Here is a 24,877-nt window from a genome sequence, read left to right on the forward strand (position 1 = left end):
AGCTGGCGGTAGGTGAGACGCGAGGCGCCGAACTCGACGGCGACGTGGTCGGGGAAGCGGGCCACCACCTGGGCGAAGACGCCGGGCAGCGTGGCCTCGCGCGGGTAGTCGGAGGCGGTGGTGCTCCACTCCACCAGCACCTGCCGGCGCTCGGCATCGTCCATCAGCGGCAGCGAGGAGAGGCGCTGGCGCGGGCTGGCCGCGATGGCACCCAGCAGCGCGCGCAGGTGCTCGGCGAGGCGGGCCACGGTGGAGGCCTCGAACAGGCCGGTGTTGTACTCCAGCCTGCCGGACAGCCCCTGGGCGGTGGCGGTCATCCCCAGCAGCAGCTCGAACTTGGCGGTGCTGTTCGAGGCCTCCACCGTGGATAGCTCCAGACCGGGCAGGTGCAGCTTCGAGTCCGGCAGGTTCTGCAGCGCGAACATGACCTGGAAGAGCGGCGGGCGGCTCAGGTCACGCGCGGGTTGGAGGACCTCCACCAGCTTCTCGAAGGGCACTTCCTGGTGGGCATAGGCGCCCAGCGTCGTCTCGCGCACGCGGTCCAGGAGCGACACGAAGGTGTCCTGGTCGGAGAAGCGGGCTCGCAGGGCGAGGGTGTTGACGAAGAAGCCGATGAGGCCCTCGGTCTCCGCGCGATTGCGACCGGCGATGGGCGAGCCGACGACGAGGTCGTCCTGTCCCGAGTACCGGTGCAGCAGCGTCTGGAAGCCCGCCAGCAGCACCATGAAGAGGGTGGCGTGGTGCTCGCGTGCGAGCGCTTCGAGCTGCTCGGACAGCGCGGGCGAGAGGGTGAAGGAGTGCGCCGCGCCGTGGAAGGTCTGGACGGCGGGACGCGGCCTGTCGGTGGGCAGCTCCAGGGCATGCGGTGCCCCGGCGAGCTGCTGCTTCCAATAGCCAAGCCAGGCTTCGAGCACCTCTCCGCGCAGCCAGTCTCGCTGCCAGACCGCGTAGTCGGCGTACTGGATGGGCAGGGGTGCAAGCGCGGGCTCCTGGCCCGACACGAGCGCCGAGTACACCGCGGCAATCTCGCGGATGAGCACGCCCATGGACCAGCCGTCGGAGACGATGTGGTGCATCGTCAGCAGCAGCACATGCGCGTCGGGCGTCAGCCGCAGGAGGTTGGCGCGCAGCAGCGGTCCGGACTCCAGGTGGAACGGCCGCAGCGCCTCCTGTTCGGCCCGGCGGCGGGCTGCCTCCTCGCGCTCCGCTTCGGGCAGGGCGCTCAGGTCCTCGAGGGCGAGCAGGAAGCCGGACGCCGGATGGATGACCTGCACCGGCTGCCCCTCTTGCGAGGCGAAAGTCGTGCGCAGGGATTCGTGCCGGGACAGGAGCGCGGAGAAGGCCTGCTGGAGCGCGTCCACACGCAGCGAGCCTTCGATGCGCAGGGCGGTGGGGGTGTTGTAGGCCGCGCTGCCGGGCTCGAGCTGGTCGATGAACCACAGGCGCTGCTGGGCGAAGGACAGCGGCAGCGAGCTGTCGCGGGGAGTGGGCTTCAGGGCCGGGAGCGAGTGGACCTGGCTCTGCCGGGTGAGGGACTCCAGGCGCGGTGCTAGGCGCTCGATAGTGGGGGCATCGAAGAGCTCGCGCAGCGGCAGCTCGACGCCGAAGGCGGCCTGGAGGCGCGCCACCAGTTGCGTGGCCATGAGCGAGTGGCCGCCCAGCTCGAAGAAGTCGTCGTGGATACCGACGCGCTCGACGTGCAGTAGCCCGGCCCACATGGCGGCGAGCTGCTCCTCCAACTGGTTGCGAGGGGCCACGTACTCGCGGCCCTGGGCGGCCAGCGCGCTGTCCGGAGAGGGCAGTGCGGCGCGGTCTACCTTGCCGTTGGGAGTCAGCGGCAGCGTGTCCAGCAGGACGATGCTGGAGGGAACCATGTGCTCGGGTAGCCGCTGCTTGAGCGTGGTGCGCAGCATGACGGCGTCCAGAGAGTCGCCTTCGTCCGGCACGACGTAGGCCACCAGGCGCTTGTCGCCAGGGGCGTCCTCACGGACGACGACCACGGCCTCGCGCACGGAGGGCTGCTGCGCGAGGACGGACTCCACCTCGCCCAGCTCCACGCGGAAGCCGCGCACCTTCACCTGGAAGTCGAGCCGGCTCAGGTACTCCAGCGTGCCGTCGGCCAACCAGCGGACGCGGTCGCCGGTGCGGTACAGCCGGGCTCCGGGCAGCGGAGAGAAGGGATTGGGGACGAACCGCTCGGCGGTGAGCTCGGGCTGATGGCGATAGCCACGGGCCAGGCCCACGCTGTCCACGCACAGCTCACCGGGCACGCCCACCGGCACCGGACGCAGCGAGGCATCCAGCACGTAGACGCGCACGTTGGTCCAGGGCCGGCCGATGCTCACCCGCTGCCCGGGCTTCATGGGCTCGGACAGCGTGGCGCACACGGTGACTTCGGTGGGGCCGTAGGCGTTGAGCAGCCGCACCCGATTGCCCCAGCGCTCCACCAGCTCCGGCGTGCAGGACTCACCGGCGGAGATGAGCGTCTGAAGGGACGGGAAGTCCTCGGGCTCCATCTGTGCGAGCACGGAGGGCGTCAGGGTGACGGCGGTGATGGCCTCCTCGCGCAGCAGGGTGCGCAGGGGCGCGCCGGGCATGAGGCGCTCGCGAGGCGCGAGCACCAGGGTGGCGCCCGCCAGCAGGGCTCCGAAGACCTCGGCCACCGAGGCATCGAAGCCGAAGGCGGCGTACTGGAGCACGCGGCTGTCGTTCCCGAAGCCGTGAGTGCGCGCGGCCGTCAGTGCCGTGTTGCACAGGCCGCGGTGCTGCAACAGCGTGCCCTTGGGCCGCCCGGTGCTGCCCGACGTGTAGATGATGTACGCGAGGCTCTGCGCGCTGACGTCGGCGTCCGGCGCGGAGTCGGGCTGGGAGGAGAGCAGCACCGCGTCCGCATCCAGCAGCACGAGCTGCTCACCGCCAGACGGCAGGGTGTCGGCGATGGCCTCGGTGGTGACGAGGACGGGAGCAGCGCAGTCGCGCAGCATGTACGTCAGCCGCTCGACGGGATAGCTGGCGTCCATGGGCACCCAGGCGCCGCCGGCCTTGAGGATGCCGAGGATGCCGACGACGGTGTCCAGGGAGCGCTCCAGGCAGAGCGCCACGGGCACCTCGGGGCGGATGCCGAGGGTGCGCAGGTGGTGCGCCAGTTGGTTGGCGCGAGAGTCGAGCTGCGAATAGGTGAGCGACTGGCCCTCGAAGCGCACGGCGACGGCGTCCGGGCTCAGCGCGGCCTGGGCCTCGAAGAGCTGATGGGCGCAGGCGTCGCGGGGGAAGTCGCGCTCGGTGGCGTTCCACTCCACCATCAGCTGGCGCTGCTCGTCCTTGGAGAGCAGTTCCAGTGTGGACAGGCGCGCCTCGGGCCGAACGGCGGCGGCCTGAAGCACGGCGCCCAGGTGCTGCAACATGCGGTCAATCGTCGCCGCCTCGAAGAGGTCGGTGCGGTACTCGCACGCGCACTCCAGACCCCGCGCCGTCTCCATGATGGAGAGGGTGAGGTCCAGGCGCGACGTGCCGGTCTCCACGCCCTCGCTGCGCAGGGTGAGGCCGGGCACCTCCAGCTCGGTGGCGGGCTGGTTCTGGAGGACCAGCTTCACCTGGAAGAGCGGGTTGTGCCCGCGGCTGCGCTCAGGATTGACGGCCTTGACCAGCTCTTCGAAGGGCAGGTCCTGGTGGGCGTAGGCACCGAGCGTGGTCTGTCGGACGCGGTCCAGCAGCTCGCGGAAGGTGGGGTCACCGTCCAGCCGCGCGCGCAGGGCGAGCTGGTTGATGAAGTAGCCGATGAGCCCTTCGGTCTCCGCCTGGTGCCGATTGGCGATGTCGGTGCCGACGACGAAGTCGTTCTGACCGGAGTAGCGGGCGAGGACGACCTCGAAGCCCGCCAGCAAGGTCATGAAGAGGGTGGTGCCCTCGCGGCGGCAGAGGGCCTGGAGGGCTTCCGTCAGCTCTCGTGGCAGCACACGCGAGAGGAGGGCGCCCTGGAAGCCCTGGACGGCGGGACGGGGGAAGTCGGTGGGCAGCTCCAGCACCGGCGGGGCACCGGCGAGGTGTTCGCGCCACCAGGACAGCTGCGCTTCCAGTGCGTCGTCCTTCAGCCAGCCTCGCTGCCAGGCCGCGTAGTCCGCGTACTGGAGACGCAGCTCCGCCAGGGGCGAGGGCTGGCCCGAGCAGTGCGCCTGGTACAGCGCGCTCATCTCACGCACCAGCACGCCCATGGACCAGCCGTCGGAGACGATGTGGTGCATCGTCATCAACAGCACGTGCTGAGTGTCAGTGAGCTTCAGCAGGCAGGTGCGCAGCAGCGGGCCGGTGACGAGGTTGAAGGGCCGACGGGCCTCCTCGCGCATCAGCCGGCGTGCTTCCGCCTCGCGGGCTTCCGGCGCCAGGGTTGCCAGGTCCACCACGGGCAGGGAGAGGTCGCCAGGCGGGTGCACGCGCTGGACGGCGCCCTGGCCCTCTTCGGCGAAGGTGGTGCGCAACGACTCGTGGCGGCGCACCAGCTCCGTGAAGGCGCGCTCCAGGGATGAGACCTCCAGCGTGCCCTCCAGGCGGAGGACGACGGGGATGTTGTAGTTCGGGCTGCCCGGCTCCAGCCGGTCCAGGAACCACAGCCGCTGCTGGGCGAAGGAGAGCGGCACCGCGCCCGTGCGCTGGCCGGGAACCAGCGGCGGCGCGAGCGTGACTCCGCCCGAGGCACGCACCAGCGAGTCCACGTGCGCGGCAAGGCCGGCCACCGTGGGCGCTTCGAACAGCGCGCGCAGGGGCAGCTCCACACTGAAGGCCTTGCGCAGCCGGGAGACCAGCTGCGTGGCCATCAGCGAGTGGCCGCCCAGCTCGAAGAAGCCGTCGTGCGCGCCCACGCGCTCCACACCCAGCACCTGGGTGAAGGACTGCGCCAGCAGCGTCTCGGTGGGACCGCGCGGAGCCACGTACGCCTTGCGCTCCAGGCTGGCGGCATCCGGAGCCGGCAGCGCCTTGCGGTCCAGCTTGCCGTTGGGTGAGAGCGGCAGGGACTTCAGCGCCACGAAGACCGACGGCACCATGTAGTCCGGCAGGCGCTTCGCCAGCGCTTCCCGCAGCGAGGTGGTGTCCACCGCGCCGCCCTCGCGCGGCACCACGTACGCCACCAGCCGCTGGTGGCCCGGCGCGTCCACCCGGGCCAGCACCACCGCGTGACGCACGGAGGGCTGCGCCGCCAGCGCGGCCTCGATTTCACCCAGCTCGATGCGCAGGCCGCGCACCTTCACCTGGAAGTCGAGCCGGCCCTGGTAGTCGAGGGTGCCATCCGGCAGCCAGCGCGCCAGGTCCCCCGTGCGGTACATGCGCGCGCCAGCCGTCGCGGAGAACGGGTCCGGCACGAAGCGCTCGGCCGTCAGCTCCGGCCGCTGGAGGTAGCCCCGGCCCACCTGCACGCCAGCGATGTACAGCTCGCCGGAGACTCCCACGGGCACCGGGGACCGCGTCCCATCCAGCACGTAGAGCTGCGTGTTGGCCACGGGGCGGCCGATGGGCACGGAGGCGCGCTCATCGCCCGCGCGGCAGGCCCAGTAGGTGACGTCTACGGCCGCCTCGGTGGGGCCGTAGAGGTTGTGCAGGCCCGAGCCCGGCAGTCGCTCCAGGCACTGCCGCGCCAGCTCCGCGGGCAGCGCCTCACCGCTGCAGATGATGCGGCGCACGGAGGCGCACGCCTGCTCCAGCCCGGGCTCCTGGAGGAACGCCTGGAGCATGGAGGGCACGAAGTGCAGGGTGCTCACGCGCTGAGCGGCGATGAGTCCGGCGAGGTAGGCGGGGTCCTGATGCCCACCGGGCCGGGCCAGGACGAGGCGCGCGCCCGTCATCAGCGGCCAGAAGAACTCCCAGACGGAGACGTCGAAGCTGAAGGGCGTCTTCTGCAGCACCGTGTCGGCTGCCGTCAGCCCGTACTCCTGTTGCATCCACAGCAGGCGGTTGACGATGCCCGAGTGGGCATTCATCGCCCCCTTGGGACGGCCGGTGCTGCCCGAGGTGAAGATGACGTAGGCGAGGGCGTCGGGGCCAGCCAGCGGCACGGGGCGCGTGACGGGCTGGCGGGCCACCGTCTCCCCGTCGCGGTCCAGGCACACGACATGGGTGGAGTGCGAGGGCAGCACTTCGAGCAGCCGCTCCTGAGTGAGCAGCACGGGCGCGGAGGCGTCCTCCAGCATCCACGCGAGTCGCTCGCGCGGGTACGCCGGGTCCAACGGCACGTAGGCTCCGCCGGCCTTCAGCACGCCCAGCAGCGCCACCACCAGCTCCAGCGAGCGCTCCAGGCAGACGCCGACGCGGGACTCGGGCCCCACGCCCAGCGAGCGCAGGTGGTGAGCCAGTTGGTTGGCCCGCGCGTCGAGCTGCGCGTAGGTGAGCGCCGAGTCCTCGAAGCGCACGGCTTCGGCCTCGGGCGTGCGCTCCACCTGCGCCTCGATGAGCGAGTGCAGGCTCACGTCACGCGGGTACGCCTCGTCGGGTCCGCGGAAGTCCACCAGGAGCTGGCGCGGCTCCTCGCTCGTCAGCAGCGGCAGCGCGGACACGCGCCTGTCCGGGTTGGCCGCGATGGCGCCCAGCAGCGTGTAGAAGTGCCCGCGCAGCCGCTGAATCGTGGCGGTGTCGAAGAGGTCCGTGTTGTATTCGAGCCAGCCGAAAATCTCGTCCGGCCGGTCCTCACGCAGCTCCAGCAGCAGGTCGAACTTGGCGGAGCCCGGGTCCACCAAGAGGTAGGTGGACTGCAACCCCGGCATGGACAGGTCCTGGCGCGGGGTGTTCTGGAAGCTGAACATCACCTGGAACAGCGGGTGACGGCTCAAGTCTCGCGGCGGCTGCAGCTCCTCCACCAGCTTCTCGAACGGCAGCTCCTGGTGCGCGTACGCCGCCATGCACACGTCGCGTGTGCGGCGCAGCAGCTCGCGGAACGTCGGGTTGCCCTCCAGGTCCCCGCGCAGCACCAGTGTGTTGACGAAGAAGCCGATGAGGGACTCGAGCTCGGGCACGTTGCGGCCCGCGATGGGCGAGCCCACCGTGATGTCCGTCTGCCGCGAGTGCCGGTGCAGCAGCGTCTGGAAGGTGCCCAGCAGCGTCATGAAGAGGGTGGCGCCCTCCTGCTGGCTGACTTCCTTCAACGCACGCGTCAGCGCCACTGGCAGCGTGACGAACTGACGCGAGCCCCGGTACGTCTGCTCCGGCGGGCGGGGCCTGTCGGTGGGTAGCTCCAGCGGCGCGGGGAGCGTGCGCAGGTGCTGCTTCCAGAAGTCCAGCTCCGTGCGCAGCCGCTCGCCCTGCATGCGCTCGCGCTGCCACACCGCGAAGTCCGAGTACTGGATGGACAGCTCGGGCAGCTCCGCCGGCTGGCCCGCGACTTCCGCCGCGTACAGCGCCATCAGCTCGCGCACGAAGACGCCCAGCGACCAGCGGTCCGTCACCAGGTGGTGCATGGTGACGAGGGCCACGTGGTTGTCCGGCCCCAGCCGCAGCACCTTGCCGCGCAGCAGCGGCCCGCGCGCCAGGTCGAAGGTGCGCCGCGACTCCTCGCTGGTGAGGCGCTCCACCTCGGCGTCCTGTGCCTCCTTCGGCAGGTGCGAGACGTCCTCGACGGGGATGTGCAGGCGCAAGTCCGGCAGCACCACCTGCACGGGCATGCCGTCGTCGCGGGCGGCGAAGACGGTGCGCAGCGACTCGTGGCGCGCCACCACGCCGTTCACACACCGCTCCAGCAGGGCGATGTCCAGCACGCCGGTGAACTGCACGGTGATGTGGACGTTGTAGGCGAAGGCGCGGCCGCCCTCGAGCTGGTCCACCACCCACAGCCGCTGCTGCGGGAAGGATGCCGGCGCCGGCCCCGTGCCATCGCGGCGCGGAATGGTGCGAGAGCGCGACTGGGAGGAGGCCGCCTGGAGCTGGCCCTTCTTCTCCTTCAGGAGCAGCTCGTACAGCGCTCGCTGCTTCGGGGTGAGCTTGTCTAGATTCCGGGTGGTGCCGCTCATGGCTCGAAACTCCGAAGGCCTCGGTGCCTGAGGGGATCAGGCCCGGCGGGGAAAAAGGGAGGCAGGGGGTGCCTAGCTTGAACGTCGTACCAACTCGGGCGCGCGTTCTCCGGTACAGCGGAACGACGCTCGCGAGGTGGGCAAGCAGGTGACCGTGGGCTCAAGGAGCCTCGGTGTGCTGGAGCGCCGGACTGGAGCGCGCCGTCCCGCACGGAGCCGCGCGGCTCCGAGGCGACAGGGCGTGGCCGACCGCTCCTGACACACTCGCGGCAGACTGGCTGGCTCCATGCGTGACCTCGCGAGCGACCGACTCAGCCCGCCACTGGTCAGGGATTGCGTGTTTCACCCTGATTGCATGGGCGCCGTGGATTGCTGCTCCCACGGCTCGTCAACGCCTCATCCAGATGGCTAGCGCAGGTTTGCTAACACATCTATTTGCCAGCTGTCCACGAAGGGCGGAAATGTCCCCGCTTGCAGGAATCTCGTGTCATTCCCTCATGATACGAGACTGTTTCACTCAGCTCGCGCGACGCCGCCGCTCGCGCTTGCGGCCCGGCTCGGGAGGCGTCGGCTTGGGCAGGTCCCGCAGCTCATCCGGCATGGGGAGCGAGAGGGAAGGCCGCGTCGCGGGGGCGGGAGTGCCGTCCACGGGCGCGCCGTCCGCGGGCTGCTCCGGAGGCAGTGCCGGCAGGCGGATGACGAAGGTGGTTCCCTCGCTCATCTTGCTCAGCACGGAGATGCTGCCGCCGTGGTTCTTCACGATGCGCTGGCAGATGGCGAGGCCCAGGCCCGTGCCCTTCTGCTTCGTCGTGTAGAAGGGAACGAAGATGTGCTGCTGCTGGTCGGAGGGGATTCCCGGGCCGGTGTCGGACACCAGCACCTCCACGAGCTCGCCTCCGGCGTTGCGAATCTCGCCGAAGCGCTCCGGCTTGTCCGTGCGCACGGTGATGCGGCCCTCGCGCGTGCCCAGCGCCTGCACCGCGTTCTGCACCAGGTTGATGAGCACCTGCTTGAGCTGCTCCGCGTCCCCGTCCACCCGGGACAGGAGCAGGTCCAGCTCCACCGCCAGGGAGATGTTCGAGGGCACGTCGTTCTGGATGAGGCGCATGGTGCGCGTCACCACCTCGTTGAGGTCCGTGGGCCCGAAGCTCTGCTTCATCGGGCGCGCGTAGTCGAGGAACGCCGTCACCACGCCGTTGAGCCGGTTGACCTCCTCGACGATGACGTCCAGGAACTCGCCGTCCTCGCCCGGCAGTTGCTTCGGGTCCAGGCACTGCGCCGCGCCCTTGATGGCCCCCAGCGGGTTGCGGATTTCATGCGCCAGGCCCGCCGCCATCTCACCCAGCGCGGCCAGGCGATCCCTCTCGCGGATCTTCTCGTACAGCTTCGAGTTCTCCAGCACCGTCGCCAGCCGCTCCGCCACTTCCAGGATGAGGGCGATTTCGTCGGACGCGTACGCCTCCGGCACCCGCTCGTCCCACAGGTTGAGGAAGCCGATGACCCGGTCATTGCCCATCAGCGGCACGGTGATGCCGGCCTTCACCTGCACCAGCGCCGACCGCGTGTCGTTCAGGCGCTTCAGCTCGTCGCGGTAGCGCTTTCCCTCCACCGCCTGAAGCCGCATGGTGGCGATGCGCCGCTCCACGTTCTCCCGCAGCACCGCCTTCTGCCCGCTGGCCGCCGCGAACAGCAGGCCGCGCGCCACCGCGGTGTCCAGGAAGGCCACCGGCAGCGGACCCCGCGAGTCCAGCAGCCGGTACCCGGGCCGGTCCTCCGCCAGCAGGTACACCGACGCGTGCGTGACGCGGCCCGTCTCGTGGAGCGTGTCCAGCACCAGCCGCGCCAGCTCCGAAATCTCGATGACGTTCACCATGCGCGCCCGCAGCGTGCCCAGCGAGTCCAGCAGGGCGAAGCGCTCGCGGAAGAAGATGCGCACCACCATCTCCTCCACCTTGGTGCGCAGCGGATCCAACAGGATGAGGATGACGAACGCGGCCACCACGGTGTTGAAGACGAACAGCCCCGTGTCCTCGTCCACCCACGCGGTGAGCACGGTGAAGACGGACGCGAGGATGACGGCCAGCACCGTCTGCGAGGCAATCTTCCCCAGCAGCTCGTGCAGGTCCATCAGCCGCAGCCGCAGCAGCGTCTGTGCGAGGAAGTAGAGATAGAGGGTGGAGAAGACCGACCCGAGCGTCGGGAACGGAATCCCGTAGCGACTCACGAAGTCGAGCGCGGAGAAGAGAATCGCCGCCCCGGCGCCGATGGCGAGGTACGCCAGCCGGAGCTGCTCGATGCGGGACTCGGTGGTCCGAACCCGGTGGACCAGCAACGAACCGGAGGTGAGGAGGGCGCCCCCCACCCAGATGCCCATGGCCACCCGGGCCCACCCCTTGTCGGCCAGGGGGGTGACGGCCACGGTGAGGCCCAGCACGGCGGAGAGGAGGGCGAGCCGCCGGCCGACCAGATGTGTTCCCTTGCTGACGCCCAGGAACTCCAGGAAGAAGGCCACTGCTGCGCCTGGCACCAGGGAGGCCAGCAGGACGGTGGTTCCCAGGGAGATGCGGGACGCCCAGGGGTAGTCCACGGCCGGGAAGATGCTGTGGAAGAAGAGGGAGAGGTAATACCCGGCGACTGTCAGGGCGAAGACGGAGTAGAGCGTCAGGACCCGCGGCCGGCCGGGCCGCAGCAACATGGACACGCCGAGCGCGAGCCCGATGATGGATGCCAGCAGAGCGCTCTGGGTTCGGATGTCCATGTGCAGGCGGACAGTCTAACCTGTGTCCACGTCCGGAAATTTTCCATGCACTCCCGGTTGTCCTGGGTCGAGCCCGCGCGCATCTCCCAGGGTCAGCCCCCGCGTATGAAGCCCTACCTTCCCAAGCTCGCCCTCGTCGCCTCCGCGCTGCTGCTCTCCGCGCAGGCTCCCGCTCCCCAGGCCCCCGCGCCCGAGTCGCCCGTGTCGGAGGCCTCCGAGGCCCCCGCCCAGCGCCCGGAAAGCGCGCCCTCGGAAGCCCAGCTGTCTCCCCCTCCCGACTCGGAGAAGGCCCCGCTGCCGCCAGGGTACGTGGAGGTGCTCAACCCCGCGTTCCCCAACGCCGCGCCCCCGACGCCGGTGGTGCACCGCGGCCGCCGCTATGGCCTGGAGGACCTGTCCCCGTACTTCGCGGAGGGCAAGAAGAAGGAGGCCCGCGAGGCCTTCGACCGTGGCCAGTACACCCGCGCCCGCGAGCTGCTGAAGGCCGAGGGTGACAGCGCCCCCGTGCGCTACCTGCGCGCCCTGGCCGCCGTGCGTGCCGGGGACGACGAGGCCGCCGCGAAGGAGTTCGCCGCGCTGGCGCCGGACTACCCCGCGCTGAGAGACAGGTGCCTCACCCACGGCGGCGTGGCGCTGGAAGGACTGCGCCGCTACGACGAGGCGGCGGCGCAGCTGTCCCAGGTGCCCCCGGAGTCGCGGCTGTACGTGGACGCGCGCCTGGCGCTGTCCCGCGTGCTGCGCAAGAAGAAGGACGCCGCCGGTGCCATGGCCGCGCTGGAGCCGCTCACCGGCCGCGCCGCGCCCAGCTGGGGTCGCAACGTGGGCGCCGAGGCGCTGATGGCCATCGCCGACATCGCCGCGGAGAAGAAGGACAAGGCCGCCGAGCGCGCTGCGCTGTGGCGCCTGTGGGCCGCGCATCCGCTGTCTCCGCTGGCGAAGCAGGCGGAGAAGCGCCTCAAGGGGCAGACGCCGCCGACGGACGCGAAGGTGGGGCGGGGTGAGGCGCTGGTGGAGCTGCACCGCAACAAGCAGGGCCTGGCGGTGCTGGAGCCGCTGATCGGACAGCTCCAGCTTCCGGACGCGCTCGCCTGCCGCGCGCACTTCGCCTACGGCAAGGGCCAGCGCAAGGAGCGCCAGCACACGCGCGCCATCCAGGTGCTGACGCCGGTGGCGGAGAAGTGCCAGGACCGGGACTTGCTGGCCCGCGTGCTGTACGTGCTCGGCTCGTCGCGCTCCATCGTCGACCAGTCGCGAGGCACGGAGACGTACGAGCGGCTGGCGCGGGAGTTCCCGGACCACTCCTTCGCGGACGACGGGCTCTTCTACGCGGCGGACCTGTACGTGAAGACGGGGCGTCCCAAGGAGGCCATGGCGCGCCTGGACGAGCTGGCGCGGCTCTACCCGCAGGGGGACTTCCTCGGCGAGGCGCTCTTCAAGGCGTTCTGGATTGCCCGCACCTCCGGCGTGGAGGACTCGGGCCTGTCCTTCCTGGACCGCATCGAAGCGCAGTTCGCCCAGGCGGACGAGAGCTACGACGTGGAGCGCGCGCGGTACTGGCGGGCCCGGACGATGCAGGAGAAGGGCAACATCCAGGGCGCGGCGGAGCTGTTCGAGAAGCTCGCGGTGGACCACCCGGCCACGTACTACGGGCTGATGGCCCGCTCGCAGCTGGCCACGGTGGACCCGGCGCGGCTGGAGCGCGTGTCGCCCGAAATCTTCAAGGTGCCCGAGGCGGCCAGCCCGTGGCCGCTGTTCGCAGGCCCCATGGGCGAGGACCCGCACTTCAAGGCGGGCGTGGAGCTGTACCGCCTGGGCTTCAATGAGGCGGTGGCGTCGGAGATGCTCGCCGTGAATCGCTCCAACCAGCCCGCGGAGGCCATCCGCCTGCTGGTGCTGGTGCTGCACGAGGCCGGCGACGAGCGCTCCGCGCACGCGGTGGCGCGGCTGGCGCTGCGCAAGGACCTGAGCGGGCGCATCACCCCGCAGACGCGGGTGGTGTGGGAGGTGGCCTATCCCAACGCCTTCCGCGAGCTCATCGAGAAGCACACCTCGGATGCGGGCGTGGAGCCGGATCTGCTCCAGGCGCTGATGCGCGAGGAGAGCGCGCTGGACCCCAAGGCCCTGTCCTGGGCGGGCGCGCTGGGGCTCACGCAGTTGATGCCGTCCACCGCGAAGAACGTGGCGCGCGAGCTGAAGCTCAAGCGCTTCTCCGTGGACAGCCTGCTGCAGCCGGACCTCAACATCCGCCTGGGGGCGCACTACCTCGGCGGGCTGCTGAAGAAGTTCAAGGGGCACACGCCGTACGCGGTGGGCAGCTACAACGCCGGCCCCGGCGCGGTGAACCGCTGGCGCTCGGAGAAGCCGGACCTGCCGCTGGATGCGTGGGTGGAGGAGATCCCCATCTCCGAGACGCGCGGCTACATCAAGCGCGTGCTCCGCTCCTTCAATACGTACCAGCTCCTCTATGGCCGGGCGCCCAAGCTGCCCGTGCTCAAGAGCGCCGCGAAGTAGTGAGGCGCCGTACGAGCCGCTGTCCCCGCGCCGGCCCATACTCCCAGTCCTGGGGCAGGGGGCCCGCGGGGTGGTGAAAATCGGACGGAATCAGGTTCCGGAGCCGGGTGTTATGTCCGGGTCCTGACAAAAAAGGGCACCTTGGGTGGTGTATCCCCCTATGCAGCCGGGTGAAAACGTGTCACACGGCGGGGGCCGCACCTGAACCAGGCGTGGCATCCAGCTCAATTCATGAAGCTGGAAGAGAAAGAAGAAGAGAAGAGTAATGGCGACTGGTACCGTGAAGTGGTTCAACGACGCGAAGGGCTTTGGGTTCATCACGCAGGACGGCGGTGGCGAGGATCTGTTCTGCCACCACACTGCGATCCAGACCCAGGGCTTCCGCTCCCTGCAGGAAGGCCAGAAGGTGGAGTTCGATGTGGCCCGTGGCCCCAAGGGGCTCCAGGCGCAGAACGTTCGCCCGATCTGATGCCAAGCTGAACGCGCCAGACGCGTTCTGCACAAAGGCTCAGTCTCCTGAAGGGAGGCTGGGCCTTTTCCTTTTGCGGGCCAGCCCCGTCTCCTGGCGCCTGTCCGCCGGCTCCCCTAGACTCCGGGTGTGGGCGCACCGTCGAACAACGGAGATGGAAAGAACGCGCTCCTGCGCGGGCTCCCCTCCATCGAACAGCTCCTGCGCCGCCCGTCGCTGGAGCCGCTGCTGGCCGGCGCCCCCCGGGCCCGCGCCGTGGCCGCGCTCCGGCTGGCGGTCGACCGCGTGAGGGCCCGGCTGCTCCGGGGCGAGGCGCGCCCCTTCGACGACGCCGACGTCCGCGACGCGCTGGGCACCCTGGCCACGCCCAATCTGCGGCCCGTCCTCAACGCCACCGGCGTGGTGCTGCACACCAACCTGGGCCGCGCGCCGCTGGCCCCGGAGGCGGTGGCCCGCGTGGCGGCCGTGGCTCGCGGCTACTCCAACCTCGAGTACGACCTGGACGAGGGCGAGCGGGGCAGCCGCTACGCGCCCGTCATCGACCTGCTGCGCTCGCTCACCGGCGCGGAGGACGCGCTCGTCGTCAACAATTGCGCGGGCGCGGCGCTGCTGGTGCTGGCGGCGCTCGCGTCCGGCCGCGAGTGCGTCGTGTCCCGGGGCGAACTGGTGGAGATTGGCGGCGGCTTCCGGGTGCCGGACGTCATGCGCCAGTCCGGCGCGAAGCTGGTGGAGGTGGGCACCACCAACCGCACGCGCCTGTCGGACTACGCCTCCGCGGTGGGCCCGGACACGGGGCTGCTGGTGAAGGTGCACCGCTCCAACTTCGCGCTGGTGGGCTTCACCGAAGAGGTGGACGTCGCGGAATTGGCGAAGCTGGGCCGGGAGCGCGGGGTGACGGTGTTCCAGGACCTGGGCTCGGGCGCGCTGGTGCCGCTGGAAGGGGAGGGGCTCACGCAGGAGCCCACGGTGCCCCAGGCGGTGGCCGCGGGGGCGGACGTCATCGCCTTCTCGGGCGACAAGCTGTTGGGTGGGCCGCAGGCGGGAATCGTCGTGGGACGCTCGGCGCTGCTGGCGCGCATCAAGGCGCACCCGCTCACCCGGGCGCTGCGCGTGGACAAGATGACGGTGGCCGCGCTGGAGGCCACCCTGGAGCTGTACCGGGATGGGCAGGCAAGCGCCGTCCCCACGTTCAGGTTGCTTGCCCAGCGGCCGGAGGAGCTGCGCGCCCGCGCGCTGCGGCTCCAGGCCCTGCTGGCGGAGCGAGGCGTGGTCGCCCGGGTGGAGGGAGTGGTGGGACAGGTGGGAGGGGGTGCCATGCCGCTGGCCCGGTTGCCTTCCTTCGCCTGCATCCTCACCCTAGGGAGGCCGGAAACATTCCTGGACTGCCTGCGCAGCGGGGATGTGCCGGTTATTGGCAGGATCACGGATGGCGAGGGGGTCCTCGACGTTCGTTGTCTCGCGGAGGAGGAGCTTTCGGTGGTTGCCGACGCCGTCGCGACCGCCCGCCCAGGGAACCCGCCATGATCAACAGCGCCGTCCTCGTTCTCAACCGGTACTACCAACCGGTTCATGTCACCTCGGTGAAACGGGCGTTCTCGCTGCTGTATCAGGGCGTGGCCAAGGCCATTGACGCTCAGTACCGGCTCTACGAGTTCGACGACTGGGCCGCCTTGAGCGCCACCCAGGACTGCATCACCACCATCAACCGCACCATTCGTGTCCCCCGCGTCCTGGTGCTCAGCGCGTATGACCACCTGCCCCGCGGTCGTGTGCGCTTCTCACGACTCAACATCTACGCGCGCGACAACGACACCTGCCAGTACTGCGGCAAGAACCTGCCTCGCTGTGACTTGAACCTGGACCATGTCATGCCGCGCTCGCAGGGCGGAAAGACGACGTGGGAGAACGTCGTCTGCTCCTGCGTCCCCTGCAACCTGAAGAAGGGCGGGCGCACCCCGGAGCAGGCGGAAATGAGGCTGCTCAAGAAGCCGGTGCGCCCCCGCTGGACACCCCTGTTCCGGGGCGCCACGCGCAAGGTGACGTACCGGGAGTGGCTGCCCTTCCTGCACCTGGCGGATGTCTCGTACTGGAACGTCGAACTTCTGGATGAGTAGCGGAACCGCCGTCCGCGGCTGACGACTCCCTGACGATTTCCCGTGGCCGTTGCCAGGGTGTGCCGGGTCCAACCCTGCACGCGCGGGGCTTCCGCGCGCATTCATGCCCGGCTTGGACCGCGCCCCCGCCGCGGAGCACCGGTGCGGCAGGGGAGTCTCCACATGAAGGCGAACCGCTGGCTGGTCCTGTTCGGACTGGCCCTGGCTCTGGGTGTTTCCGGGTGTCCCGACGACGAACCACCCGTGCCCCCTCCTGGCAACACGGATGCGGGCTCCGGTGAGGACGCTGGCTCGGATGGGGGCGACGTCCTGCCGGACGGCGGCCCGGGCTCGGAGTGCATCGACGTGGGCGCGGCGTGCAGCCGCGAGACGGGCGCCGCGTGCTGTACGGGCATCTGCTCCGAGGACGGCACGTGTCCGGCCCCCAGCGAGCAGTGCACCCCGGCCGGCGACGCCTGCACCAGCGGCATCGAGTGCTGCACCCAGAGCTGCCTGGGGGGCACCTGCTCCACCCAGCAGTGCCTGGACGTCGGCGGGACCTGTACCCGCGCGGAGGAGTGCTGCACGAAGATCTGCGGCGGTGACGGCAAGTGCGCGGCGCTGCCCGCGGGCACCACGTCCTGCAAGGTGCCGGGCCAGGCGTGTGGCGGGAACGCCGACTGCTGCTCCACCAACTGTCAGGGCGGCATCTGCAAGCCGGCGTACTCGTGCCAGGCCAATGACGACCTCTGCCTGAAGAACGAGGACTGCTGCGGCGGCGTGTGCTCGCAGAACGACACCGGCACGCCGGGCCGCTGCGTGGCGGTGGGCGGCGCGGGTGGCGGCAACTGCGTCCAGGACGGCAACCCGTGCACCGGCGGCAGCACCTGCTGCTCGCGCACCTGTGTGGACCTGGGCTACGGCGCCACGGTGTGCCAGCCGGTGAACGGCTGCCGCCCCACGGGCAACTACTGCGCCGCGGACGGCGTGTGCTGCGGCGGCGAGAAGGTCTCCAACGCGGTGGACTGCCGCGAGAACCGCTGCGACAAGCCCAACGGCTGCAACCCGGTGGGCAACATCTGCGGCTCCGGCATGCTCCCGGACGGCGGCATCATCGACGTGAATGCGCGCGAGGCCTGCTGCGACGGGCAGAAGGCCGTGTGCAAGGTGGACTCGTCCGGCGTGCCGCGCTGCTTCGGTGGCTGCACCAGCGGCCAGTGCCCCGCCGCGTGCCCCACGGGCTACACCGGCGAGGAGGGCTGCTGCATCTCCCAGGGCAGCACCTGCCAGTTCAGCGACCAGTGCTGCAACGGCAACCGCTGCCTGCCGGGCGCGGACGGCGCCTTCTCCTGCCAGCCGGCCCCCACATGTGATCCGGTGGGCACGGTGTGCGACCCGGCCAGCTCGGGCTGCTGCGCGGGGACGGCGTGCCGGGCCGTCGACGAGCTGACGTATGTGTGCCGCCCGACGGGCACCTCGCCCGGGGGTGGCACGGATGGCGGCACCGGTGGGATGGACGCCGGCACTGGCGGTGTGGATGGGGGCCCGATCTGCACGGCCAACGGGCAGACGTGCTCCAGCGGAGCGGGGTGCTGCTCGGGCATCTGCACCGGGGGCACGTGCCAGGCGCCGCAGGCCTGCCAGCCGCAGAGCAGCGCCTGCACCTCGGCGTCCGACTGCTGCGCCGGTCTGGGCTGCCGCATCCCGGGTGGGAGCAGCGTCGGTACGTGCGAGCCAGGGGCTACCTGCTCGGCGGCCGGCCAGGCGTGCTCACCCACCGGCCCGTGCTGCTTCGGGCTGGCCTGTGAGACGTCCATGGGCGGCGCCTGCGACGGCACCCAGCCCTGCACCTGCGCCGTCATCATCCGGTAACCAGCAACTGACGGACGCTTACTGGCGGGGAGTCGACTCGGGCAGTAGGACGGGCTTTGATGGGAGTCCCATTGAAGCCCGTCCCTCTTCCCTCCATGTCCGAACCCTCGCGAGCTCCCCTGGCCGAAGCCCGGCTCATGGGCCCCACGGAACCGGGTCCGGTGGTCACCGGTCCGCCGGGGCTGTCCCGTCGTCCCCGCCCCCGGCGCATCATCGCCGTGGGCGGTGGCAAGGGGGGCATCGGCAAGTCCATGGTGTCCGCCAACCTCGGCGTCGCGCTCGCGCAGGCCGGGCTCAACGTGCTGCTGGTGGACGCGGACCTCGGCGGCGCCAACCTGCACACGTGCCTGGGCGTGGGACAGCCCACGGCGACGCTGTCCGACTTCCTGCGGAAGAACAAGGCGCAGCTCGATGAGGTCATCATCCCCACGGGCGTGCCGCGCCTGTCGCTGATCGCCGGCGCGCAGGACGCGCTGGACGCGGCGAACCTCAAGTACGCGCAGAAGCAGAAGCTGCTGAAGACGCTGATGGGGGCGTCGGCGGACTACCTCATCCTGGACCTGGGCGCGGGCACCAGCTTCAACACCATCGACTTCTTCATCATGGCGGACCACGGCCTGCTGGTGGTGCTGCCCGAGCCCACCTCGGTGGAGAACGCGTACCGCTTCGCGAAGGCGGCCTTCTTCCGGCGGCTCCAGCAGGTGGAGGCGCAGTACGGCATCGAGGACATCGTGGAGAGCGCGCTCACCACCCGCGAGGGCTCGCTGCGCACCCTGCACGACGTGCTCGCCCAGGCGCGGCGCAAGGACCCGGCGGCCGCGGATCGGCTGGAGCGCGAGCTGGCCGCCTTCCGCATCCGGCTGGTGGTGAACCAGGCGCGCACGGACGCGGACCTCAACGTGGGGACCGCCGTGGCCTCCGCGTGGAAGAAGTTCTTCGGAATCGAGATGGATGACCTGGGCGCCATCCGGTACGACGATGAGGCCTGGCGCTCGGTGCGCAAGCGCCGGCCCGTCCTCATCGAACGGCCCGATTCCCCGGCATCCACGGCCATCCAACGCATCGCCACGCGTCTTCTTGCAATCGACAGCACCCCCGACCCGTCTTCGCCATGAAGCCTTTCGAGCAGCAGACCTATTACGAGCTCCTGGAGGTCCCCGTCTCCGCCCCGGTGGATGACATCCGCGCGGCGTACTCGCGGCTGATGGAGCTGTATGCGCCGGACTCCATCGCCGTGTACGCGCTGGTCGACCCGGAGCAGGTGGACGGCCTCCGCGCCCGGATGACCGAGGCGATGGAGATCCTCACCGACTCGGACCTGCGCGCCGAGTACGACAAGGACCTGGGCCTGCCCGCCCAGCGGATGGTGGAAGCCGTCGCGGCCGGGGGGAAGCCCTCGAGCGAGGTCACCCCCGGGACGGGCACGGTGGCCCGTGCCGCCGAGGCGCTTGCGAGCTCCGCGGCCGCCAGCGGGTCGGAGACGGGCAGGGCGTCGGTCAGCACGAGCGAGGCGGCTGTGGCCCCGGGCCCGGCTTCCGCGAGTGCCACGGAGGCTCCCGTGGCCACCGCGCGCGAGGAGTCGAAGCCGGCACCGGCCGTGACGTCGACGACTCCGCCCGAAGAGCCCGCGACGGGCCCGGCGGGGGACTTCCGCGCCACGTTCTTCCGGGGGTTCTCCTTCGCATACGTGTCCAGCTCGTTGCAGGACACGCAGCTGCTGGGCAGCGCTGTCTACGTGCCGTCGTCTCCGTCCAGCGCGGAGCCGCGTCCACTCCCGGCGAACGACGTGGCGACCGCTTCGGGCCCGTCCTCCGCGAGCCCGCGCACGGAGACGGTCTCCGTGGCCCCGGCCGAGTCCATCGCGAGCCCGGCTTCCGGGCCCGAGGTTCCCGCCAGCCCCCCGAGCACGTCCAGCACCGCCGCCGTGAGCACGTCCAGCGTGCCCGCCGCCGTGGGTGTGGCCTCGGAGCCTGCCTCCAGCCCCCCGGGGCCAGCCGCCGCGAGCCTCCCAGCCGAGCCCGCTCCGAGCGCTCCGCCCGTCGCTCCCAGTGCGCCCGCCCCCGCGTCCCGCGCCCAGCCGCCTCCGTTGCCCGTGTCCACCGAGCCGTCCCAGCAGGCGCCGCGTCCGGGGCCCGGGCGTCAGCTCGGGGACGCCCAGGTCCTCTCCCAGGACTCCGCCATTGCCACCGCCGAGGCGGCGCTGGCGCAGGTGGCGGCCCGGGTGCGAGAGCCGCAGGCGCGCCCCCGTACCCCCGACATCCCGGCGGACGCGGAGTTCAACGGCGAGCTGCTCCGCCGGGTGCGCGAGGCCCGGGGACAGTCCCTCCAGCAGGTGGCCGACCGCACCCGCATCACCCGAAGTCACCTGGAAAACGTGGAGGCGGACCGCTACGGCGCCCTCCCTCCCGCGGTGTACCTGCGCGGAATCCTCATGAACCTCGCCCGGGAGCTCGGCCTGGACCCGCTCCGGGTTTCCAGGAGCTATCTGGCCCTGGCTTCTGAGAAGTCGGGGAAGAAGTGACTTCGTCCTGGAGTGCGGACAACCGCTCCAGGGGCGCGATGAAAGTTGACTCGCCCCATGTCGGTGCCTAAGTAGGTAGGACGATGACGGACGAGGAAAAGGTCAAGGCGATGCGGCTCGCCCGTGCGATTGCCTCGGATATCTCGCTCTACAACGAGCAGAAGATCATCAAGGGCATCGAGCAGGACAACCTCTTCGAGGTCCTCAAGGAGGAACTGGAAGAGGGCCGCGAGCTCTACAAGAGCCGCGTCAGCCAGGAGATCTTCACGAAGATGAACTTCTTCGAACGCGCCATCAACGACATCGTCCTGCGCTCGAAGGCGCACGTGAAGTCGAAGATCTGGTAGCCCCTCCCCACGTGGTAGCGCCCGACACGCGAGAGCACCGCGCCCCGCCCGAAGCTCGCGGAGAGCGCGTGGACCAGTACCTCGCCCGGGCCTTCCCGGACCTCACCCGCTCGCGCATTCACGGCCTCATCGAGGCCGGGCACGTGCTCGCCAACGGCCAGCCCGCCAAGCCCGCCAAGCGCCTGCGGGGCGGAGAGCTGCTCGTCCTCCACATCCCCGCGCCCGTGGCCGCCGTCCCGCTGGCGGAGGAGCTGCCCGTCGCCGTGCTGCACGAGGACAAGGACCTCGTGGTGGTGGACAAGGCCGCGGGCATGGTGGTGCATCCCGGCGCGGGGCACGCCACCGGCACGCTGGTCAACGCGCTGCTCCACCGCGTGAAGGACCTGTCCGGCGTGGGCGGCGAGCTGCGCCCCGGCATCGTCCACCGCCTGGACAAGGACACCACCGGCTGTCTCGTGGTGGCGAAGAACGAGCAGGCGCTCGTGGCGCTGCAGAAGGCCTTCAAGACGCGCGCGGTGGAGAAGACGTACCTCGCGCTCGTCCACGGCGTGCCGCCCGCGGAAGGCCGCATCGAGACGCTCTACGGCCGCCACCCCATCCACCGCCAGAAGTTCACCGGCAAGGTGAGGGAGGGCAAGCAGGCCATCACCCTGTTCCGCGTCCTGGAGTCCTTCGATGGCGCCGCGCTGGTGGAGGTGGACCTGCTCACCGGCCGCACGCACCAGATTCGCGTGCACCTGGCCGAGGCCGGCCATCCGCTGCTCTGTGACTCCCTCTACGGCGCCGGCCGCAAGACGGCGAAGGGGCCCGCGGGGGAGGCCCAGGAGCGGCTCGGCCGCCAGGCGCTCCATGCCTGGCGCCTGGCCTTCGCCCACCCGCGCACGGGCAAGGCGCTGAAGCTGGAGGCTCCCATCCCCGAGGACCTCGCCGCCGCGCTGGCGCTGCTGCGAGGCACGCCAGTGGGGAAGGGGCGCCCCACGGCGGCGCCCGACGAGGCGAAGCAGCCCGGGGCGGCCCGGAAGAAGGCCGCCGCGAGGAAGCCGGCGGCGAAGCGGACTACAGGCCGGACACGCTGAGCGACTGCTGGCGCTTCGTCAGCACCTTCACCGGCTGAATCGCCATGACGCGCATGAAGACCTCGAGCAGCTCGGGGTCGAACTTGTTGCGCATCTCCGTCCACATCAGCATCAGCGCCACCTCCGGGCCGTAGGCGTCCCGGTACGGGCGCTTGGACGTGAGCGCGTCGTACGCGTCGCAGATGGCGATGATCTTCGCGTACACCCCGAGGTTCGTCTTCGGGATGATCATCTGGATGTTGCCGCGCGAGTCGCGCACCGCGGTGCCGAAGTCCGTCTTGTGCTCGAACGTCGTCACCACGCGCAGCAGGGTGGAGCGGCTGAAGCCCTTCTCCATCAGGATGTTGCGCACGGAGATGAGCGGCGCCTTCTGCACCGTCACCCGCTCCTCGGGCGTCAGCGCGCCGCGCTTGGTGGACAGCTCCTCCGACAGCGTCGCCATGCCCGCGTCGTGGAAGAGGGCGATGTAGCCCAGATCGCGCAGCTGCGGCTTCGTCAGCCCCAGCTCCGCGCCGAAGACGACGCACATCAGGCACACGTTGACCTGGTGGTACACGAGGTAGTCGTCCTCGCGCCGCATGGTCGTCATGCCCAGGAAGTGGGTGCGCTGCTCGTAGGAGATGTCCACGAAGTCCTGCACCAGCCGCAGCGCCTTGGACGCGTTGATGGGCTTCCCGGCGCGCACCGACTCCAGGTACTTCGACAGGAAGAACACCGCGCGGGCGTAGATGGTCATCGCGTACTTCTTGCGATCGACCTTCAGGTCGCCCGGGTTGTCCATGTCCTTGTTGAGCTTCTCCTTCAGCTTGGAGAACTTGGCGACGCGCATGTTGAGCAGCTTGCGGCCCGCCAGTCCGTCCTCCTCCGCCGAGGTCGACTGCTCCTTGGCGAAGATCCAGATGAAGTTCTTCAGGTCCGGCACCGTCACCGGCTTGGTGAGCGTGAAGCCGCCCACGTCCTTGGAGCGCAGCTCCGCCAGCAGGTAGCGCTGGTTTTCAATGGAGTTGAGGTCCACCTTCACGAGCATGCCGTTGAGGTAGAAGGACTCCTTGACGCCGTTCAGCTCCAGCCGGCCTTCCTTGCCGATGATCTGGTTGATGATGTCCTGGAGCTGGTGCAGCGGCTTCTGGAAGACCGCGTTCTCCGGGTCATACATCTTCACCGAGCGCACCAGCATGTAGAGGCCGGCGACCATGGAGCGCGCGAGCGACTGGAGCTTCTCGTTGTGCTCGCGGCCGTACTCGTTGAGGTTCTCCTCCTGGGCCTGACTGATCTTGAGATTGTCGGCCATGGGTCTATGCCTCCTCCGGGAGCGCCGAGTCCCCGAACAGCGTCTTGCGTGTCTGGTACATCGCCTTGCGGGCGGCGGTGAGCACCTCGAGGGGCTGGCTCTTGTCCTCGACCACCGCCTGCAACATCTTGTACGCCTGGATGGAGCACGCGCCGGCCAGCCCGTGGATGGCCAGGAACTTGTCCTCCATCACCCGCTTCTTGTTGAGCAGCGAGGGCTTCACCGCCAGCATCTGCTGGAACAGCGACAGCGCTCCGGGGGTGCCGGTGGCGCCGATGGCCGTGTAGATGGCCACGCGCTCCTCCGGCACCTTCTTCTCGAAGGTGGCGTCGCGCACCACCCGCATCAGGTCCGCGTAGGCCGCGTCGCGGTCGAACTCCGGCAGGAGCTTCGCCGCCAGCATTCGCACCTGGGAGATGGGGTCCTTCAGCGCGTCGGCCACCATGCGCCGCGCCTCGCCGGTGCGACCGCGGCCGATGATGTTGAGGACCTCCAGCTTCACCACCAGGTTGGGGCTCTTGAGTACCTGGGAGAACATCTTCACCCGCTCCGGGTGGTTGCTCTTCTCCAGGATGTAGACCATGTCGCGCACCGTCTGCGGACGGTCCGACATCAGGCGGACGACGAAGGGGTCCGGCAGCTCGCGCGCGAAGCCCGCCAGCACGTCGCACAGCAGCGCGCGGTTCTCCGGCACTTCGATGGTCTCCAGCACGTTGAGCAGCGGGACGATGGAGTCCCGGCCGAGCGCCTGCATGTAGCGCGTCACGTCCGCCGGGTGCTTCGCGCGCGTCGACTTGAGTGACTCGCCCAGCTGAGACAGGCGCTGCTCCTCGCCCATCTTGTGCAGGAAGCCCTCCAGCATCCGCCCCAGCGCCTCGCCCCCTTCCCGCTGGGCCAGCGCGCGCAGCTTGAGGACGATTTGATTCACCGTGGCGAAGTCGTCCTGGAGGAGGAGCATGTCCAGCAGCTGGACGAAGATTTCCTCCAGCAGCGCGGCGTCCTCCACGCCGCCCTCCACCACCTGGAACACGGCGCTCACCAGCTTGGGGAACAGCCGCGCGCTCTCCTCCTCCATCACCTCGCGCTGCAGCTTCGCCTTCAGCTCGTCCGTCGCGTGCCGGCCGCCCACCACGAGGCCGCGAATCTGCTCCACGCCCTCCAGCTTGGAGTCCAGGTCCTCCGCGGACACGCGCGCGAAGCGCAGGTAGTCATCCGAGTTGGTCTGCAGCCGCGAGTAGAGGTAGCCCACGACCTTGTCCACCTCGACCTGGACCTCCTCCTCGTTGGCGTTCTCCATGGAGAAGCCTTCCACCACCACGTACTCGACGTGCTCCATGCTCGCGCGCCACAGCTGCGCCAGCACGTCGTCCGCGCCGCGCTCCGGCTCGGACAGGGCGATGAGCGTGAAGGTGACCAGCTCCTCCACCAGCAGGCCCGGGCGGAAGATGAGCTGGCGGATGCCGTCCCGGAAGAACTTGTAGGGAAGCGGCGTGTCCTCGGAGAACAGCGACTCTCCATGCAGCATCAGGTTCTGCTGCTCCACCTTCAGCGACAGCGGGCCGTACTTCTCGTTGTAGCTGCTGATGGATTCGACGGCCTTCGCCAGGAACTCCGGGAAGCGCGACTCGTTGTGGCGGTACATGCCAATCTGCTTGATGCCCTTGAGCAGGTGGAAGGCGAACGTCTTCGCCAACTCCACCTTCTCCCGCGCCTCGGGGGTGAGCTCGGCGCTTGCTTCCTGTGCGGCTTTCTGGGGCTGGGCCATGGCGATGCGTCTGCAACTCTCCGCTCGGGCGGTATCCCAAGCCTACCCTGATTTCTTGCCGGCACCCAGCAAGGCACCCGGTGGAAGTTCAAGGACTTGGGGTGACAGCTGCGTAACACCGCCCAGGATGACCGGGATTTCCGGGTGTGTTACGAGCCGCGAGAGGCACCGAGGAGGGCCGTTGGG

The 24,877-nt window shown here is 70.0% G+C and carries 13 protein-coding genes (1 of these 13 cut by a window edge); 9 read left to right on the top strand and 4 right to left on the bottom strand.

All coding sequences use genetic code 11. The features are described from left to right. Positions 1–7,988: the 5' end (the start) of a non-ribosomal peptide synthase/polyketide synthase gene (locus tag G4D85_RS46175; protein ID WP_164021102.1), read on the bottom strand. It extends 20,797 nt beyond the left edge of the window; only the first 7,988 of its 28,785 coding nucleotides appear in the window; the start codon lies at positions 7,986–7,988; its stop codon lies beyond the left edge, outside the window. Positions 7,989–8,505: 517 nt separating this feature from the next. Continuing rightward, positions 8,506–10,746 (bottom strand): ATP-binding protein, encoded by a 2,241-nt coding sequence (locus G4D85_RS46180; RefSeq protein WP_164021104.1) that lies wholly within the window; start codon positions 10,744–10,746, stop codon positions 8,506–8,508. Positions 10,747–10,851: 105 nt separating this feature from the next. On the opposite strand from G4D85_RS46180, the gene G4D85_RS46185 reads away from it, so the two are divergent. The 9 genes from G4D85_RS46185 (at position 10,852) to G4D85_RS46225 (ending at position 21,635) form a co-directional block, all read left to right on the top strand. After that, complete coding sequence (locus G4D85_RS46185) at positions 10,852–13,257, top strand: transglycosylase SLT domain-containing protein (RefSeq protein WP_164021106.1); 2,406 nt, start codon at positions 10,852–10,854, stop codon at positions 13,255–13,257. A 265-nt stretch (positions 13,258–13,522) separates the two neighbouring features. Further along, complete coding sequence (locus G4D85_RS46190; protein ID WP_075007921.1) at positions 13,523–13,726, top strand: cold-shock protein; 204 nt, start codon at positions 13,523–13,525, stop codon at positions 13,724–13,726. Between the two features lie 129 nt (positions 13,727–13,855). Next, positions 13,856–15,250, top strand: coding sequence for an L-seryl-tRNA(Sec) selenium transferase (gene selA, locus G4D85_RS46195; RefSeq protein WP_164021108.1), 1,395 nt, complete (start codon positions 13,856–13,858; stop codon positions 15,248–15,250). Next, positions 15,247–15,840 (top strand): HNH endonuclease, encoded by a 594-nt coding sequence (locus tag G4D85_RS46200; RefSeq protein ID WP_164021111.1) that lies wholly within the window; start codon positions 15,247–15,249, stop codon positions 15,838–15,840. Before selA ends, G4D85_RS46200 begins: the two co-directional genes overlap by 4 nt. A 162-nt stretch (positions 15,841–16,002) precedes the next feature. Next, positions 16,003–17,691 carry a hypothetical protein gene (locus G4D85_RS46205; RefSeq protein WP_164021113.1) on the top strand — a complete coding sequence of 563 codons (1,689 nt, stop codon included), beginning with the start codon at positions 16,003–16,005 and terminating at the stop codon, positions 17,689–17,691. A gap of 161 nt (positions 17,692–17,852) precedes the next feature. Continuing rightward, positions 17,853–18,806 (top strand): MinD/ParA family ATP-binding protein, encoded by a 954-nt coding sequence (locus G4D85_RS46210; RefSeq protein WP_164021208.1) that lies wholly within the window; start codon positions 17,853–17,855, stop codon positions 18,804–18,806. After that, positions 18,803–20,212, top strand: a complete 1,410-nt coding sequence (locus G4D85_RS46215) for a helix-turn-helix domain-containing protein (RefSeq protein WP_164021115.1) — start codon at positions 18,803–18,805, stop codon at positions 20,210–20,212. The genes G4D85_RS46210 and G4D85_RS46215 overlap by 4 nt, the downstream gene beginning before the upstream one ends. An 83-nt stretch (positions 20,213–20,295) precedes the next feature. Beyond that, positions 20,296–20,559, top strand: a complete 264-nt coding sequence (locus tag G4D85_RS46220; protein WP_011553384.1) for a hypothetical protein — start codon at positions 20,296–20,298, stop codon at positions 20,557–20,559. A gap of 11 nt (positions 20,560–20,570) precedes the next feature. Continuing rightward, positions 20,571–21,635: an RluA family pseudouridine synthase gene (locus G4D85_RS46225; protein ID WP_164021117.1), complete on the top strand. Its 1,065-nt coding sequence runs from the start codon at positions 20,571–20,573 to the stop codon at positions 21,633–21,635. Here the strand turns inward: G4D85_RS46225 and G4D85_RS46230 are convergent. Next, entirely contained in the window at positions 21,616–22,926 is a 1,311-nt protein-coding gene (locus tag G4D85_RS46230; protein ID WP_164021120.1) for an HD-GYP domain-containing protein, read from the bottom strand. The two genes, G4D85_RS46225 and G4D85_RS46230, sit on opposite strands and share 20 nt — an antisense overlap. 4 nt (positions 22,927–22,930) lie before the next feature. After that, the gene (locus G4D85_RS46235; RefSeq protein WP_164021122.1) at positions 22,931–24,691 is read right to left on the bottom strand and encodes a HEAT repeat domain-containing protein; all 1,761 of its coding nucleotides are present in this window, start codon (positions 24,689–24,691) and stop codon (positions 22,931–22,933) included. Positions 24,692–24,877: the final 186 nt, after the last annotated feature.

Origin of the sequence: Pyxidicoccus trucidator, assembly GCF_010894435.1 — a bacterium.
Lineage (GTDB): Bacteria > Myxococcota > Myxococcia > Myxococcales > Myxococcaceae > Myxococcus > Myxococcus trucidator.

Bases quoted from the DNA above. Each gene is read 5' to 3' on its own strand.
- G4D85_RS46180 (WP_164021104.1), bottom strand. From the start codon at position 10,746: ATGGACATCCGAACCCAGAGCGCTCTGCTGGCATCCATCATCGGGCTC.
- G4D85_RS46185 (WP_164021106.1), top strand. From the start codon at position 10,852: ATGAAGCCCTACCTTCCCAAGCTCGCCCTCGTCGCCTCCGCGCTGCTG.
- G4D85_RS46190 (WP_075007921.1), top strand. From the start codon at position 13,523: ATGGCGACTGGTACCGTGAAGTGGTTCAACGACGCGAAGGGCTTTGGG.
- G4D85_RS46200 (WP_164021111.1), top strand. From the start codon at position 15,247: ATGATCAACAGCGCCGTCCTCGTTCTCAACCGGTACTACCAACCGGTT.
- G4D85_RS46205 (WP_164021113.1), top strand. From the start codon at position 16,003: ATGAAGGCGAACCGCTGGCTGGTCCTGTTCGGACTGGCCCTGGCTCTG.
- G4D85_RS46215 (WP_164021115.1), top strand. From the start codon at position 18,803: ATGAAGCCTTTCGAGCAGCAGACCTATTACGAGCTCCTGGAGGTCCCC.
- G4D85_RS46220 (WP_011553384.1), top strand. From the start codon at position 20,296: ATGACGGACGAGGAAAAGGTCAAGGCGATGCGGCTCGCCCGTGCGATT.
- G4D85_RS46230 (WP_164021120.1), bottom strand. From the start codon at position 22,926: ATGGCCGACAATCTCAAGATCAGTCAGGCCCAGGAGGAGAACCTCAAC.
- G4D85_RS46235 (WP_164021122.1), bottom strand. From the start codon at position 24,691: ATGGCCCAGCCCCAGAAAGCCGCACAGGAAGCAAGCGCCGAGCTCACC.